The sequence below is a fragment of the Streptomyces sp. NPDC087300 genome, from assembly GCF_044744425.1.
Classification (GTDB): Bacteria; Actinomycetota; Actinomycetes; order Streptomycetales; family Streptomycetaceae; genus Streptomyces.
This window is the reverse complement of sequence record NZ_JBIUYI010000006.1, coordinates 33,521-47,839: the sequence shown is the minus strand read 5'-3', so window position 1 is coordinate 47,839 and position 14,319 is coordinate 33,521. Positions and strand designations below refer to the sequence as shown.

Below are 14,319 nucleotides of genomic sequence, written 5' to 3'. Positions count from 1 at the left end.
GTGGACGGGCCGTTGGCGGACGGGCCGGTCAGGACCGTCGTGCGCGGACCCGGTCCAGCCACCCCGCGACCGCCGCGTCGAACGCCTCCGGGCGTTCCAGGTTCGGCAGATGCGCGGCCGACTCGACGACGTGCAGCGCGGAGTCGGGGAGCGCGGCGTGCATCGCCTCGGCGTCGGCGACCGGCGTGTACGTGTCGTCGCGCCCCACGACGACCAGGGCCGGGACCGTGACCCGGGTCAACAGGTCGCGGTAGTCCGGGCGTTCGGCCCGCCCGCGCAGCGCCGCCGCCGCTCCCTCGGGCGGCGCGGTCAGCATCATGCGGTGCACGTGGGCCGCGGCCGCCACGTTGTACGGGGCGGCCATCTTGTCCAGGACCTCGTCCGCGTACCCCCGCATGCCCTCGGCGAGCAGCCGGTCCGCCATGGCGTTGCGGTGCGCCCTGCCCTCCGGCGTCTCCGCCGCGGGGAACGTGTCGGCGAGGAGCAGCCCGGTGATCCGGCCGGGGAAGCGGCGATAGCACTCCATGACGATCTGGCCGCCCATGGAGAGCCCGCCGAGCGCGAACTCCCGTACGCCCAGGTGGTCGAGGAGCGCCGCGAGGTCCTCGGCGAACGTGCCGAGCGGGGTGGTGCCGGGGACGACGGTCGACTCGCCGTAGCCGCGCAGGTCGGGCGTGATGACGCGGTGCGTGGCGGCGAACGCGCGGAGCTGCGGGGTCCACATGGAGCGGTCGAAGGGGTGGCCGTGGACGAGGACGAGGACGGGCGCGTCGGGGGTGCCCGCCGGGCCCTCGTCGTCGTAGCCGAGGGTGACGCCGTTGACGTGTGCGGTTGCCATGAAGGGAGGCTAGGCCGCGGGACGTTGGCGGTGCAATAGGATCTTTGCTCTCGGTGCAATGCGGGCTGACCAGGGAAAACGGGGTGGAGCATGCGACGGGACGAGTTCCGGCGGGTCGCCGACGAGGTGGCGGCGGAGATCGGCCGCGGGGCGCTGCGGCCGGGCGAGCGGCTGCCCACGCAGCGGGCCTTCGCGCGGGCGCGGGGCATCGCCAACTCCACGGCCATCCGCGTGTACGGCGAGCTGACCCGGCGCGGCCTCGTCGTCGGTGAGGTGGGCCGCGGCACGTTCGTACGGGCGGCGGCCCCGGGCACCGGCGCCGCCGCCCTCACCGAGCGCGTGGCGCCCGACGCGGCGGTGCCGGGCGGCGGCACGGCCGGGCCGCCGCCCGGGGTGAACCTCGAACTCAACTACCCGGTGACAGCAGGGCAGTCGGAGCTGATGAGCAAGGGGCTCGCCCCGCTGCTCAGGCCCGACGTGCTGCTCGACGCCACCCGGACCGCCGCGCCCGCCGGCACCCCGCAGGCGCGCGAGGCGGCCGCCCGGGTGCTGGCCCGCGCCGGGTGGCGGCCCGATCCTGAGCGGGTGCTCTTCGCGGGCAACGGGCGGCAGGCCATCGCCGCCGCGCTCGCCTCGCTCTGCGGGCCCGGCGGCCGTGCGGGCGTCGAGGACCTGACGTATCCGCTGGTGAGGTCCATCGCCGAACGGATCGGCGTACGGCTCGTGCCGGTCGCCACGGACGGCGAGGGCTTGATCCCGGCGGCGCTCGCCGAGGCCCACCGGAGCGCTCCGCTCGCCGCCGTCTACGTACAGCCGACCCTCCAGAACCCGCTGTCCGTGACGGCGGGGGACCGCCGCAGGGCCCAACTGGCCGCCGCCGTAAGGGAGTACGGGATCGTCGCGGTCGAGGACACCACCTGGGCCTTCCTCGCGCCCGAGGCGCCCGCGCCGCTCGCCGCGTACGCGCCCGAGCGGACCGTGCTCGTCGACAGCCTCTCCAAGCGGCTCGCGCCCGGCCTCACCGTCGGCATGCTGGCCGCCCCGCCTGAACTCCTCGGCACCCTCGCCGACGGCCTGCGGTCCGGCGCCTGGACGGCGCCCGCCTTCCACCTGGAGGCGGCCGTGCGGTGGACCGCCGACGGGACCGTCGCCGCGGTCGTCGACGCCAAGCGCGCCGACGCTGCCGCGCGCCAGCGGATCCTGCACGAGCGGCTCGGTGCCGACGCGGCGGGCCGGGTCCGCGCGGGCGGCCGGATCCGTACCGATCCGCGCGCCTACTACTGCTGGTGGGACCTGCCGTCGCGGTGGCGGGCGGAGACGTTCGTCGCGGCGGCGGCCGCGCGCGGCGTCGCGGTCACCCCGGGCCCGGCGTTCGCGGCGGGCGGGCAGCGCGTGCCGGACGCCGTACGGATCGGGCTCGCGTCACCGCCGCCGGAGGTCCTCGGGGCGGCGCTCGGCGTCCTCGCGGAGGTGGTGTCGGGGGCGGTGGGGGCTGGCGGACGTTAGCCGGTCGCGAGCAGGGCGCGCAGCGCCGCCGTGACCTCCGCCGGGTCCTCCTCCGCCATGAAGTGGCCGCACGACACGGTGCGGTGGGTCAGGCGCGGCGCCCACGCCCGCCAGCGCGCGGCGGCGTCGAAGCCGAGCGCGGCGCCCCAGTCCTGCTGGAGCACGGTGACCGGCATGGCGAGGGTGCGGCCCGCCTGCCGGTCGGCGGCGTCGTGTTCGAGGTCGACCGTGGCCGATGCGCGGTAGTCCGCGACGATCGAGGGCACGGCCTCGCGCGACGCCTTGAGGTAGGCGGCCCTGATGTCGTCGGGGACGGCCCCGGGGTCCCGCGTCCAGATGTCCAGGAAGTGGCCGAAGAACGCGTCCGCGGACGCCTCGATCATCTGTTCGGGGAGGCCGGGCGGCTGTGCCATCAGATACAGGTGGAAGCCGACCGCCGCGGACGTGCCGTGCAGGACGTCCCACATGTCGGGCGTCGGCAGCACGTCGAGCGAGGCGAGGTGGGTGACCACGTCCGGGTGGTCGAGGCCCGCCCTGATCGCGACCAGCGCGCCGCGGTCGTGCCCGGCGAGCGCGAACCGCTCGTGGCCGAGGGCGCGGGCGAGCGCGACGACGTCGGCGGCCATCGTCCGCTTCGCGTACGTCGCGGCCGAGACCGCGGCGGGCTTGTCGCTCGCGCCGTAACCGCGCAGGTCGGGACAGATGACGCGGTGCTCGACGGCCAGCTCGGCGGCGACGTGGCGCCACATCAGGTGGGTCTGCGGGAAACCGTGCAGCAGGACGACGGGCGTGCCGGTGGGAGGTCCGCCGACGGCGGCGTTCAGGGTGACGCCGTCGGCGACGGTGACGCGGTGGCAGGTGAATCCGTCGATGCGGGGGCCGGGGGTCCCGGTGTTCTCTCGGTGCATGGGCAGAGCGTGCGCGGCGCGGATCAGCAGCCGATCAGTGACGGCTCAGCACGCCCCGTCCGAGCGGGTACGTTGACGGAGTGCCGCAGCAAGCAGGGGGCCACGCCCGGCCGCCGCAGGAGCCCGCGGTGGCGTTCGCCGTGCTCGGACCCGTGGGCGCGAGCGGCGGGGACGGGCGGCCGCTGGACCTCAAGGGGCCGATGCACCGGGCCGTCCTGGCCAGGCTGCTGATCGCGCGCGGCAGGGTCGTCCCCCTGGAGTGGCTGGTCGACGACCTGTGGGAGGACCCGCCGCCGAGGGCCGTCGGCACGATCAGGACGTTCGTCTCCACCCTGCGCCGCGCCCTCGAACCCGACAGGCCGCCGCGCGCCCCCGCCCGGCTGCTCGTCACCGCGGGCCCCGGCTACGCGCTGCGGGCCGCGTCCGGCGCGGTCGACTCCTGGCGGTTCGAGTCGGCGGTACGGGACGCGGGCGACCTCCTCGACGCGGGACGCCCCGGCCCCGCCGTGTCCTGCCTCGACGCGGCGCTCGCCCTCTGGCGCGGACCGGCCTACGCGGAGTGGGCCGGTGCGGACTGGGCGCGGGCGGAGGCCGCCCGCCTGGACGGCCTGCGGCTGCTCGCGGTGGAGCGCCGCGCGACGGGGGCGCTGGCGCTGGGCCTGACCGGTGAGGTGGTCCCCGACCTGGAGACGCAGGTCGAGGAACACCCGTGGCGCGAGGAGTCCTGGCGCCTGCTGGCCCTGGCCCTCTACCGCTCGGGCCGCCAGGGCGACGCCCTGGCGGCCCTCCGCCGCGCCCGCCGCATCCTGGTCACCCAACTGGGCGTGGACCCCGGGCCGGGGCTGCGGGAGCTGGAGGCGGGGGTGTTGGGGCAGGATCCGGGGTTGTTGGTGGGGGCGGTGGCCGGGGCCGGTGGGTCCTTCGGCCCCGGCGGGGCGGAGGGCTCGGTGCCCGGTGCCGCCGTGGGGCGCTCGGCGACGGGACAGGACTCAGCGCCCGGTTCCGCTCCGGCGGCGGGAGCGGCGGCCGACGGATTCGTCGGGCGGGAGCGGGAGTTGGCGACCCTGGACGAGGCCGCCCGTTCCGTCGCGGCGGGGGGCCAGGCGCTCGTCCTGCTCTCCGGCGACGCGGGCGCGGGCAAGACGACCCTGGCCGAACACCTGACGGCACGCCTGTCGGCCCTCGGCTGGACCACGGCGTGGGGCCGCTGCCCGGAACATGAGGGCGTACCGGCGGCGTGGCCGTGGAGCACGGTGCTTGCGGAGTTGGGGGCGGAGGTGAGTTGGGGGTCAGTGGCGCCCCACGCCGGGGACCCCGCACCCGACGCCCGCTTCCGGCGGCGCCGCGCCCTCAGGGAAGCCCTGCGGCGCGTCGCCGCGCGGGGGCGGCAGCCCGTGTTGATCGTCGTCGACGACTTGCAGTGGGCCGATGACGAGACCTTGGAGTGTCTGGAGGGGGTCGGGGCGGCGGTGGCGGGGGTGATGGTCGTCGGGGTGTATCGGGAGGGGGACGTGTCCGCGCGGTTGCGCGTGTCTCTCGGGCGCGTGGCGCGGAGCGAACCCGTGCGGGTCGTGCTCGGCGGGCTCGGCGCGGACGACGTGGCCGCGCTCGTCCGCACCGTCGCGGGCCCCGGCGTGCCCGCCGACGCCGTCCGTGCCGTGCACGCCCGCAGCGGCGGCAACCCCTTCTTCGTACGCGAACTGGCCCGCCTCTGCGCCACGGACGGCCGCGCCGCGCTCTCCGGCGTCCCCGTCGGCGTACGCGACGTCATCCGGCACCGGCTCGGCGCGCTCGACGACGGGGCGCGGACCGTGCTGCGGCAGGCCGCCGTCATCGGGCCCGAGGTGGACCTCGACCTCCTTGTCCCGCTCGCGGGCGGGGACGAGGAGACCGTCCTCGGCGCCGTCGAGGCGGCACTGCGGCACGGATTCCTGGCCGAACAGGGCCCGGACCGCGTGCGGTTCGCCCACGCGCTGGTCCAGGAGACGCTGTACGAGGACATCTCACGGGCCCGCCGCGCCCGCTGGCACACCACCGTCGCGGAGACCATCGCCTCGCTGCGCCCGCACGACGCCGACGCCCTCGCGGAGCACTACCTCCGCGCGGGCACCCGGGCGACCGCCGCCCGCGCCGTCAAGTACGCCCGCCGCGCCGCCCGCCGCGCCGAGCGGGACGCAGCGCCGCACCGGGCGGCCCGGCTGTGGCAGGCCGCGGTCGACGCCCACGGCCTGCTGGCGGCGGGGGCCGACGGCGGTACGGACGACGGGGCCGTGCGCGAGCGGCTCGGGCTCGTGACGGGACTCGTCCGCGCCCTCGCCGTCACCGGCGGCCTCGCGGCGGCCAGACGGCACCGCTCCGACGCCCTCGCCGACGCCGAACGGCTCGGCGACCCCGAGCTGACGGCCCAGGTCATCGGCGCCTTCGACGTCCCGGGCAACTGGACCCGCAACGACGACGAAGCGCTCTCCCACCGCGTCGTCGACGCCGCCGAGCGCACCCTCTCCGCACTCTCCGCACTCTCCGCGCTCCCGGGGGACCACGCGGCGGCGCGCTGCCGACTGCTCGCCACGGTCGCCATGGAGTCGCGCGGCACGGCGGGGCCGCGCGGCCGTGAGGCGGCCGCCGAGGCGGAGGCGCTCGCCCGCGGGCTCGGCGAGGGAGGGGACCCCGGGCTGCTCGCCTTCGCCCTCAACGCCCGTTTCATGCACAGCTTCGAACGGGCCGGACTCGCCCCCGAACGGCTGCGGATCGGGGCGGAGTTGGTGGGCATCGCGGGGGAGGTGTCCACTGGTGGTGGCGGTCTCGTCGCGTTTCGCGTCCTCGGGCATCTGATGCGCCTTCAGGCGCTCTGTGCCCGCGCGGAGTTCGCCGAGGCGGACGCGCACGCCGAGGCCGCCGACCGGCTCGCCGAGCGCTACGACCTGCCCCTCGTCGGGGTGTTCACCGAGTGGTACGCCGCGCTGAAGCAGGCCGTGTCGGGACGTACGGAGGAGGCGCGCGCCGCGTACACCGCCGCGGCGGCCCGTCTCCCGGACACGGGCATGAGCGGTCTGGCGGACGGGCTGCTGCCGCTCGCCCTGCTGAGCCTGCGGGTCCAGGACGGCGCGGTCGGCGGGGGTGAACCGGACGTCGCGGAAGGCCACTTCGGGCCGTACGAACCCTGGTGCCGACCCGTCGGCCCCGCCGCCCTCACCGCCCCCGGCGACATCCCGCCCTCCCCGCCCGACCTCCTCCTGGAGGCCCGCCTCTGTCTGCACGCGCGGGCCGCCGTCGCCGCCGGTGACGATCCGGCCCTCATGGAGCGGCTGTACCGCGAACTGCTCCCCGCCTGCGGGGATATGGCGGGCGCGGGCAGCGGTCTCGTCAGCTTCGGTCCGGTGGACCGGTACGCGGGTGACCTCGCCGCCGCCCTCGGCAGGGCCCCGGACGCGGCACGCCACCACGAGCGGGCCCGCGCCCTGGAGTCCCGCCTGCGCGACCGCTGACCGTCAAGGGCCGGTGACCGTCACCGGCCGGCGACCGTCGACGACCGTTGACCGTCACCGGCCCCGCTCCTCAGGACGCCAGACCCGCCCGGTGCGCGAGCAGCGCCGCCTGCACCCTGCTGTCGCTGTCCGTCTTGTCCAGGACCGCGGCCACGTGCGTCTTGACCGTGCCCACGCCGATGCCGAGCCGCAGACCGATCTCCAGGTTCGGCAGGCCCGCCCCGAGCATGGCGAGGACCTGGCGTTCGCGGTCGGTGAGGGCGGCCAGGCGGTCCTGCGCGGCGGCCGGGCCCGTGGCGCTCGCGGGCGCGGCCGAGGTGCCGCCCTGGAGCATCCGCTTGATGACCGTCCCGGTCACGCCGGGCGAGAGCACGGCGTCACCGACGGCCGCCGCCCGCACCGCGCGGATCAGTTCGTCGGGGCCCTCGTCCTTGAGCAGGAAGCCGCCCGCGCCCGACTCCAGGGCGCGCGTCACGTTCTCCTCGTCGCCGAACGTGGTGAGCATGACGACCTGCGGCTTCGGGTCGAGCGCGATCAGCGGGCCGATCGCCGCGAGGCCGTCGAGCACGGGCATGCGGATGTCGACGAGCGCGACGTCGGGGCGCAGTTCGGCGGCGAGCGTGACCGCTTCGGCGCCGTTCACCGCCTCGCCGACCACCTCGATGCCCTCGGCGTGCTGGAGGATCATGCGGACGCCGTGCCGGATCATCTCCTCGTCGTCGGCGAGCAGGACGCGGATGGTCGTCGGGGTCCCGGAAGGCGGGGACGTCGGAGGGGGCGGCGGAGTCGGCGGCGTCGTCATGGATGCTCCTACGGTCTGGCCAGCGGGACGGTGAAGTGGTCGATGGCGGTCAGGACATCATCGTGGAAACAGTAGCGAGTTACCGCAAAACGGTCAGTACTCTCGTCGTCCGCCGTTCCGTCGGCCGAGGTCCCGTTCACGTACGGATAGAGGCAGCTCGTGGTCCCCGCGGGCACCGCGGGACCGTGCCCGGCGGCGGCCGCCCGCACCGCCTCGCTGTCCGTCGGCACCGAGCGTTCGACCTCGTCCTTGCCCATCCCGATGTGCACCTCCTGCCGTTCGGGCAGGTCGGGACCGGGCTGCGCCTCGCTCACCAGGCCGAGTCCGAGGCCGAGCATCAGGGCCACCCCGCCCATCCCGAGCACCGTCGTGAGCACGCCCGCGATGCGTCCCTGGAGGCCGCCGACCGCGCCCTCCTCGGCCGTCGTGTCCGGCAGCGGCGGACCCGGCAGCGGCTCGGCGCGGCTCGCCGCGTCCGGTCCCGTGGGGATCGCCGCGGTCACGTCGAAGCCGCCGCCGGACGCCGCGCTCGCCTCGAAGGTGCCGCCGAGCAGCGTCACCCGCTCGCGCAGTCCGACGAGCCCGCGCCCGGTGCCCAGGCCCGTGGTGGCGGCCGGAGGACTCGGCGGGGCGCCGTTGCGCACGGAGATCCGCACCTCGTCGTCGGTGTGCGTGACCGTCACCTCGACCGGCGCGCCCGTCGCGTACCGGTGCACGTTCGTCAGGGACTCCCGTACGACGCGGTGCACCGCCCTGCGGACCGAAGGGCCCTCCGCGGCGCCCAGGTCGGGGCCATCCCAGGCGAGCGTCACCGGGATGCCGCCGCCGCGCGACTCGGCCACCAGGGCCTCGATGTCGGGGTGCGTGCCGGTCGCGTCGGTGAGCGCGTCGGTGCCGGTGTCGCGCCCCAACGGGCCCAGGACGCCGAGGACTTCGCGGAGTTCGTTCATCGCGTCCCGGGTGGCCTTGCGCAGTATCGTCGCCTCGTCGCGCAGCTCGGGGGCCTGCTTGCCGAGGGCCAGTTCCAGGCCGCCTGCGCGCAGCGAGATCAGGCTGAGCCGGTGGCCCACCAGGTCGTGCATCTCGGCGGCGATACGGGAGCGCTCGTGGATGCGGGACTCGCTGTCGGCGAGGCGGCGGGCCCGCTCGGCGGCCGCGGTGCGCTCCCGCAGCGCGCGCAGCAGCCGGTCCTGCTGGCCCGTCGCCGTGCCGACGAGCCCCGGCACGATCACCGTCGCGGCCGCGAGCATCACGCCGAGCGCGAGCCCGTACTGCCAGCTGCCCACCGCCATCGGCCGCGCGGTCCCCGCGGCCACCGCCATGGTGAGCGCGGCCGCGGTGAGCAGCACGGCGACCCTGCGGTGCGGCTCGGCCAGCTGCCGCGCCGCCGGATAGGCGGCCACCGCGACGAGCAGGCCCGCCTGCGGCATCACCCCCGCGAGCGCGGCGAGGACGAGCAGGCTGCCCACGGGGAAGCGGCGCCGGACGACGAGCGCGAGCAGCACGACGACGCCGTACGTGATCTTGCCGCCGCGCGAGAGGTCGGAGACGGCGGCGCCGAAGCCGGAGTACGTCAGGACGAGCAGCGCCCCGCCCGCCAGCGCCTCCAGGGCGGCGCGGACCAGGTGCCAGGTCGTGTACGGGCCGGGGGCGAAGGGGGAGCGGTGGCGCATGACGTCAAGTATTGGACAGGCGGGCCCGTCCTTTTCGTACATCTTGAGGTGGATGGCGCTCAGCTTCTCTGCCTATGGGCAGAGGCGGAGGTTCGTCCTGCGGCCGTACGGAAAGGGGCGCGCGGGCGCGAAGACTGGATCCATGCCCCTGAACAAGAAGAAGACCGGTGTCGTCGTCATCGTCGCCGCGGGCTGCGTGGCCGCGGCGGGTGCCGTCGCCGTCGCGGCGCCCGCGCTGCGGAACAGCTCGCTGGTGCCGGACGCGGTGAGCGAGCACGTCTTCAAGGAGAAGACCCGGGCCTTCGCGACGGCGGCGGACGCGCCCACCGAGGGCGACCTGGCGTTCGTGCTGCCCGAGTGGATTCCGCGCGAGGCGAGCAACGTCAAGGTGAAGGTGAAGACGACCGGCGCCGCCAAGCTGATCCGCTTCACGCTCCCCGCGGGCGAGCGGCTGACCCCCGAGGACCGCTGCGGGGCGGACCGGCGGTCCGCCGCCGCCCCCGAACTCGACGCGCCCTGGTGGCCGGACCGTACGCCGGGCGGGGCGCGGGCGGAGTGCGGGGACCACTACCAGTACCGGGTCGCGGTGCAGGGGGACACGGTGTACGCGTGGACGAACGGGGAAGTGTCGGCGGGCGGGTAGGCGTCGGCGGGTCGGGCGGCGTCGGCGGGCGGGTATGCGTCGGCGGGCGGGAGGTGAGCGGGGCCGGCCCGGCCAGTTATGAGGATCCTGTCAGCTCGTCGTCCGGATCCCGTTCCGCTTGTGGCGGCCGCCTATCCTCAACGCCATGTGCGCTTTTGTCCTGGTCGCGGAGGACGACGAGAAACAGGCCGAGCTGGTCCGCCGCTATCTGGAGCGCGAGGGTCACACGGTCGCCGTCGTCCACGACGGGCGTGCCGCCCTCGGCGAGGCCCGGGACAGGACGCCCGACCTGCTCATCCTCGACGTGATGATGCCGGGCGCCGACGGCCTGGAGGTCACCCGCGTCCTGCGGTCGTCGCAGGGACCGCCGGACCTGACGGGGCTGCCGATCCTGATGCTCACGGCCCGCTCCACGGAGGACGACCTCCTCGCGGGCCTCGATCTGGGCGCCGACGACTACCTGACCAAGCCGTACAGCCCGCGCGAGCTGATGGCCCGGGTACGGACGCTGCTCCGCCGCGTGGGCGGCATCCACCATCCCGTACCGGACGCCGCACAGCGCGTGCTGCGCGTGGACGGCCTCGTGGTCGACCCGCTGCGGCACGAGGTGACCGTCGACGGGCGCGGAGTGGACTGCACGCCCGGCGAGTTCGACCTGCTCACCGCGCTCGCGGGCGAACCGGACCGGGTGTTCACGCGCCCCCAGCTCCTCGACCGCATCCACGGCTCGTCGGGCTACATATCCGTCCGCACGGTCGACGTGCACGTCCTCAACCTCCGCAAGAAGATCGAATCCGACCCGCGCAATCCGGCCCGCCTCATCACGGTCTTCGGCATCGGCTACAAGCTGGTGGGCGCGGGCGGCAGGGAGGCGGACGCGGACGGGCCGCGCGGATCGGTGGCGTCGCGTGGCGCGTGACGTCCCGTTCCGCAAGAGCCTGCTGACGCGGCTCCTCGCCGTCTCCGTGCTGGTCTCCGTCGGCTCGATCGCCGCCACCGCGTGGCTCGCCGCGCAGACCACGTCCGGTGCCATCCGGCAGGAGCAGGGGCAGGTGCTCGCCGACGACGCGCGCATCTACGACCGGCTGCTCGGCATCGGCGCGGCCGCCCCCGACTGGCGCGGCGCCGACAAGGCCGTCCGCGAGCTGGCCAGGGAGACCGGCCGCCGCATCGCGCTCACCACCCAGGAGCGCAAGGTCATCACGGACTCGGCGGTGCCCGCGGGCGGACCGGCGGCGAAGGACGCCCGCAGACCCGCGGCCCTGCCGCCCCAGGCGTCCGCCGTCGTCGACCCGCTCTCCGTGGACACGACGCTCGCGGGCCGGCCCGACGACCGGTCCGCCGACCGCATCGACCCGCGCGCGGTCGGCCCCTACCGGCTCCCCGCATCGGAACGTACGCGCCTGAAGAACGAGGCCGACGGGTACGTGTCCTGTCTGCACGGGCTCGGGCTGCCCGCCGAACTCGTCGTCGGGCCCGGCGGCCGCCCCGTCGTGGAAACCGGCGAGGGACCCGGCACCAGGCCCGCCGAGATCCTCGGCGTCCAGTGCCCCGGCGCCCTGCTCGAACGGCCCACGCGGACCGAGCAGAAGGCCGTCGACAAGCTCAACTCCCTGGTCGAGGCGTGCATGAAGCGGCGCGGGCTCGGTCCCGTCGCGGTCAGCCTCGACCTGACGGGACGTGACGGCGCGCGGCCGGTCGGGGTCATACCGACGTATCCGCCCGTCGAGCCGGAGGCCGCGGACGGGTCAGGAACGGAGGGCGGGGTCGAGGACGGGGCCGGGGCAGGCCCGGGGGACGGGCCCGGAGGCGCGGCGGCCGTGCCGGGCGAGACTCCCGGCGGCCCTTCCGGCAACCCGTCCGGCAGCGCTGCCGACAGCCCGTCCGCCGACAGCCCGTCCGGCAGTACTCCCAGCGCTCGTCCGGGCGATCCTGCCAGCACCCCCTCCGACGCCGCCGCGACCCCCTCACGCGCCGCGCGATCCGCTGTCTCCGGGGCCAACTCCGCGGCCGTCACCTGCGTCGACACCGCTCGCCGCGAGCAGCTCGGGCCCTTCGTCTCCACCCCGGCCCTGCTCTTCATCACCAGTTCCGACGGCGCTCCCGTCGCCCGCGGCTTCAGCCTCTCGGTCGCCAACACGGCCCGCCTCGCCGGGCTCGCCGCGGCCGTCCTCGCCGTCACGGTCGCCGTCACCGCGCTCGCCGCGACTCGGCTGACCCGCCCGCTGCGCGCGCTGACCACCGCGACGCGGCGCATGAAGTCGGGCACCACGGAAGGACCGCCGGTCCCGGCGAGTGCCACCCGCTCGGCGGGCGAGATCAGCCAACTGGCCGCCGCCTTCAACGACATGGCGGCCCACCGCAAGGCCTTGGAGGAGCAGCGCAGGGCGATGGTCAGCGACGTCGCGCACGAGCTGCGCACCCCGCTGTCCAACATCAGGGGCTGGCTGGAGGCGGCCGAGGACGGCGTCGTCGAGACCGACCCCGAACTCGTCACCTCGCTGCTCGAAGAGGCCCTGCTGCTCCAGCACATCGTCGACGACCTCCAGGACCTGGCGGCCGCCGACGCGGGGACGCTGCGGCTGCACCGCGAACCGGTGCGGGCCGCCGAGATCGCCGAGCAGGTGGCCGCGGCGCACCAGGCGCGGGCGGACGCGGCGGGCGTACGGCTGCGGGCGACGACGCTCGGCGACCCCTGGCTGGACGCCGATCCGCTCCGCCTTCGCCAGGCGGTCGGCAACCTGGTCTCCAACGCGATCCGCCACACCCCCGACGGGGGCAGCGTCCGGATCACCTGCCGGACCACGCCCGACGCCGTACTCGTCGAGGTCGCCGACACCGGCACGGGCATCGAGCCCGACGACCTGCCGCACGTCTTCGACCGCTTCTGGCGCGCCGACAAGTCACGGACCCGCGCGACGGGCGGCAGTGGCCTCGGCCTGTCGATCGTCCGCAACCTGACGGAGGCGCACGGCGGGACGGTGACGGCGGAGAGTACGCCGGGGAAGGGGTCGCTGTTCACGGTGCGGTTGCCGCAGGGGCGGGCCGGGGCGGTCTGACCGCCGGGCTCCCGCCCGGTCCGGTCGTTCCCATCGCTCCGGTCGGTCCCATCGGACGGGGCGAAAGCCCCGGTCGCTCACCTCCGACGACCGGGGCTCTCTCTGCCCCCGGACCCAGCCGCGGCGGCGACACTCCCCCGAGTTACGCGCTGTGCGCGAGTACCGGCGGGCCAGGTCCGATGTCGTGATCACATCAGGGCTCACCAACAGATCGCTAACATGTGGCCAACGGTGTGCACGGGGGCACGGGGAGATGGCGTGAGTGAGCGGTGCGAGCTGCGGTCCGGACTGAGGTTCGGCCTGCTCGGGGCGCCCGCGGTGTACGACGCGGCGGGCGAGCCGCGTCCGGTGCGCAGCCCGAAGGGGCGCGCGCTGCTGGCCGCGCTGCTCCTGGAGCCGGACCGGGTGGTCTCCCTCGGCGCCCTCAAGGACGCGCTGTGGGGCGACTTCCCGCCCGCGTCCGCGCAGGCGTCCCTGCAGAACCACGTCACCCGGCTGCGGCGACTCCTCGACGATCCGGAGCGGCTGCGCTCGGTGCCGCCGGGGTACCGGCTGCGGGTCGCCGAGGGCGAGTTGGACGTACGCCTCTTCGAGACCGAGGTCGCCCGTACGCGGGCGGCGCACGCCGCGCGCGACTGGGCCGGGGCGTCGGCCCACGCAGCGGAGGCGCTCGCCCTGTGGCGCGGCACGCCGCTCAGCGGCCTCCCCGACACGGTGGCGGACCACCCGCTCGTACCGCGCCTCGAAGAGGCCCGGCTGCTCGCCCTCGAATGGCGGTACGACGCAGAGCTCGAACTCGGCGGCGGGGGCGCGGGTCTCGCCGCGCTCATCCCCGAACTCACGTCCCTGGTCGCCCGACACCCGCTCCGCGAGGTCTTCCACCGCCAACTGATGCTGACCCTGCACCGCACGGGCCGCCAGGCGGAGGCCCTGGCCGTCCACCGCGAACTGCGCCGCAGGCTGGTGGAGGAACTCGGTGTGGAGCCGGGGGCGGGGGTGCGGGAGGCGCATCGGGAGGTGCTGCGGGGGGAGTCGGGCAACGTTGGGGGCGGAGTGCCGGTCGGGGAAGGGCCGTTGGAGGGGCAGGGGCGGAGTGCTGGTGCTGGTGCCGGTGGCTCCGGTGGTGAGTGGGTCGCCAGGGCTCGTGCCGTGGGTGATGTGCGGGCGGGCGCCCCGGGTGCCGTCGCCGGTGCTCAGGAGGCCGGGGACGCCGGAGCTGCCGTGCGCGGTGGTGAGCGGGCCGCCGGGGCTCGTGCTGTCGGCGGTGCGCAGCGCGCTGGGGCCGGTGACGTTGAGGGTGTGCAGGGCGTCGGTGTCGATGGCGGCGACGGTGTGCAGGGTGCCGGGGCCGGTGGCGTCGAGGCTGCGCAGGGCACCGGTGGCGGTGGCGGTGGCGCCGAGCGTG

10 protein-coding genes are annotated in these 14,319 nt (G+C 75.8%); 6 read left to right on the top strand and 4 right to left on the bottom strand.

Annotated elements, in window-relative coordinates; all coding sequences use genetic code 11:
- Positions 1-28 precede the first annotated feature (28 nt).
- A complete protein-coding gene (locus ACIO9J_RS25155; protein WP_402003782.1) occupies positions 29-838 on the bottom strand; it encodes an alpha/beta fold hydrolase in 810 nt (269 codons plus the stop codon).
- Positions 839-928: 90 nt separating this feature from the next.
- Here ACIO9J_RS25155 and ACIO9J_RS25150 point away from each other — a divergent pair, with 90 nt between their 5' ends.
- The gene (locus tag ACIO9J_RS25150) at positions 929-2,344 is read left to right on the top strand and encodes a PLP-dependent aminotransferase family protein (RefSeq protein ID WP_402003779.1); all 1,416 of its coding nucleotides are present in this window, start codon (positions 929-931) and stop codon (positions 2,342-2,344) included.
- Here the strand turns inward: ACIO9J_RS25150 and ACIO9J_RS25145 are convergent.
- A complete protein-coding gene (locus tag ACIO9J_RS25145; protein ID WP_402003776.1) occupies positions 2,341-3,252 on the bottom strand; it encodes an alpha/beta fold hydrolase in 912 nt (303 codons plus the stop codon). The two genes, ACIO9J_RS25150 and ACIO9J_RS25145, sit on opposite strands and share 4 nt — an antisense overlap.
- 80 nt (positions 3,253-3,332) lie before the next feature.
- Here ACIO9J_RS25145 and ACIO9J_RS25140 point away from each other — a divergent pair, with 80 nt between their 5' ends.
- The gene (locus ACIO9J_RS25140) at positions 3,333-6,737 is read left to right on the top strand and encodes a BTAD domain-containing putative transcriptional regulator (RefSeq protein WP_402003773.1); all 3,405 of its coding nucleotides are present in this window, start codon (positions 3,333-3,335) and stop codon (positions 6,735-6,737) included.
- A 70-nt stretch (positions 6,738-6,807) separates the two neighbouring features.
- On the opposite strand, the gene ACIO9J_RS25135 is transcribed toward ACIO9J_RS25140, so the two are convergent.
- The gene (locus tag ACIO9J_RS25135) at positions 6,808-7,539 is read right to left on the bottom strand and encodes a response regulator (RefSeq protein WP_402003770.1); all 732 of its coding nucleotides are present in this window, start codon (positions 7,537-7,539) and stop codon (positions 6,808-6,810) included.
- Positions 7,540-7,547: 8 nt separating this feature from the next.
- Complete coding sequence (locus tag ACIO9J_RS25130; protein WP_402003767.1) at positions 7,548-9,212, bottom strand: sensor histidine kinase; 1,665 nt, start codon at positions 9,210-9,212, stop codon at positions 7,548-7,550.
- A gap of 142 nt (positions 9,213-9,354) precedes the next feature.
- Here ACIO9J_RS25130 and ACIO9J_RS25125 point away from each other — a divergent pair, with 142 nt between their 5' ends.
- The 4 genes from ACIO9J_RS25125 to ACIO9J_RS25110 all read left to right on the top strand — a co-directional run.
- A complete protein-coding gene (locus ACIO9J_RS25125) occupies positions 9,355-9,855 on the top strand; it encodes a hypothetical protein (RefSeq protein ID WP_402003765.1) in 501 nt (166 codons plus the stop codon).
- Positions 9,856-10,000: 145 nt separating this feature from the next.
- Positions 10,001-10,774, top strand: a complete 774-nt coding sequence (locus ACIO9J_RS25120; protein WP_402003762.1) for a response regulator transcription factor — start codon at positions 10,001-10,003, stop codon at positions 10,772-10,774.
- The gene (locus tag ACIO9J_RS25115; protein ID WP_402003759.1) at positions 10,764-12,914 is read left to right on the top strand and encodes an ATP-binding protein; all 2,151 of its coding nucleotides are present in this window, start codon (positions 10,764-10,766) and stop codon (positions 12,912-12,914) included. The genes ACIO9J_RS25120 and ACIO9J_RS25115 overlap by 11 nt, the downstream gene beginning before the upstream one ends.
- A gap of 258 nt (positions 12,915-13,172) precedes the next feature.
- On the top strand, positions 13,173-14,319 hold a 1,147-nt coding region (locus ACIO9J_RS25110; RefSeq protein ID WP_402003756.1), incomplete at its 3' end, for a BTAD domain-containing putative transcriptional regulator.

Coding starts and splice junctions, on each gene's coding strand:
- ACIO9J_RS25125 (WP_402003765.1), top strand. CDS start 9,355: ATGCCCCTGAACAAGAAGAAGACCGGTGTCGTCGTCATCGTCGCCGCG.
- ACIO9J_RS25150 (WP_402003779.1), top strand. CDS start 929: ATGCGACGGGACGAGTTCCGGCGGGTCGCCGACGAGGTGGCGGCGGAG.
- ACIO9J_RS25145 (WP_402003776.1), bottom strand. CDS start 3,252: ATGCACCGAGAGAACACCGGGACCCCCGGCCCCCGCATCGACGGATTC.
- ACIO9J_RS25130 (WP_402003767.1), bottom strand. CDS start 9,212: ATGCGCCACCGCTCCCCCTTCGCCCCCGGCCCGTACACGACCTGGCAC.
- ACIO9J_RS25135 (WP_402003770.1), bottom strand. CDS start 7,539: ATGACGACGCCGCCGACTCCGCCGCCCCCTCCGACGTCCCCGCCTTCC.
- ACIO9J_RS25155 (WP_402003782.1), bottom strand. CDS start 838: ATGGCAACCGCACACGTCAACGGCGTCACCCTCGGCTACGACGACGAG.
- ACIO9J_RS25120 (WP_402003762.1), top strand. CDS start 10,001: ATGTGCGCTTTTGTCCTGGTCGCGGAGGACGACGAGAAACAGGCCGAG.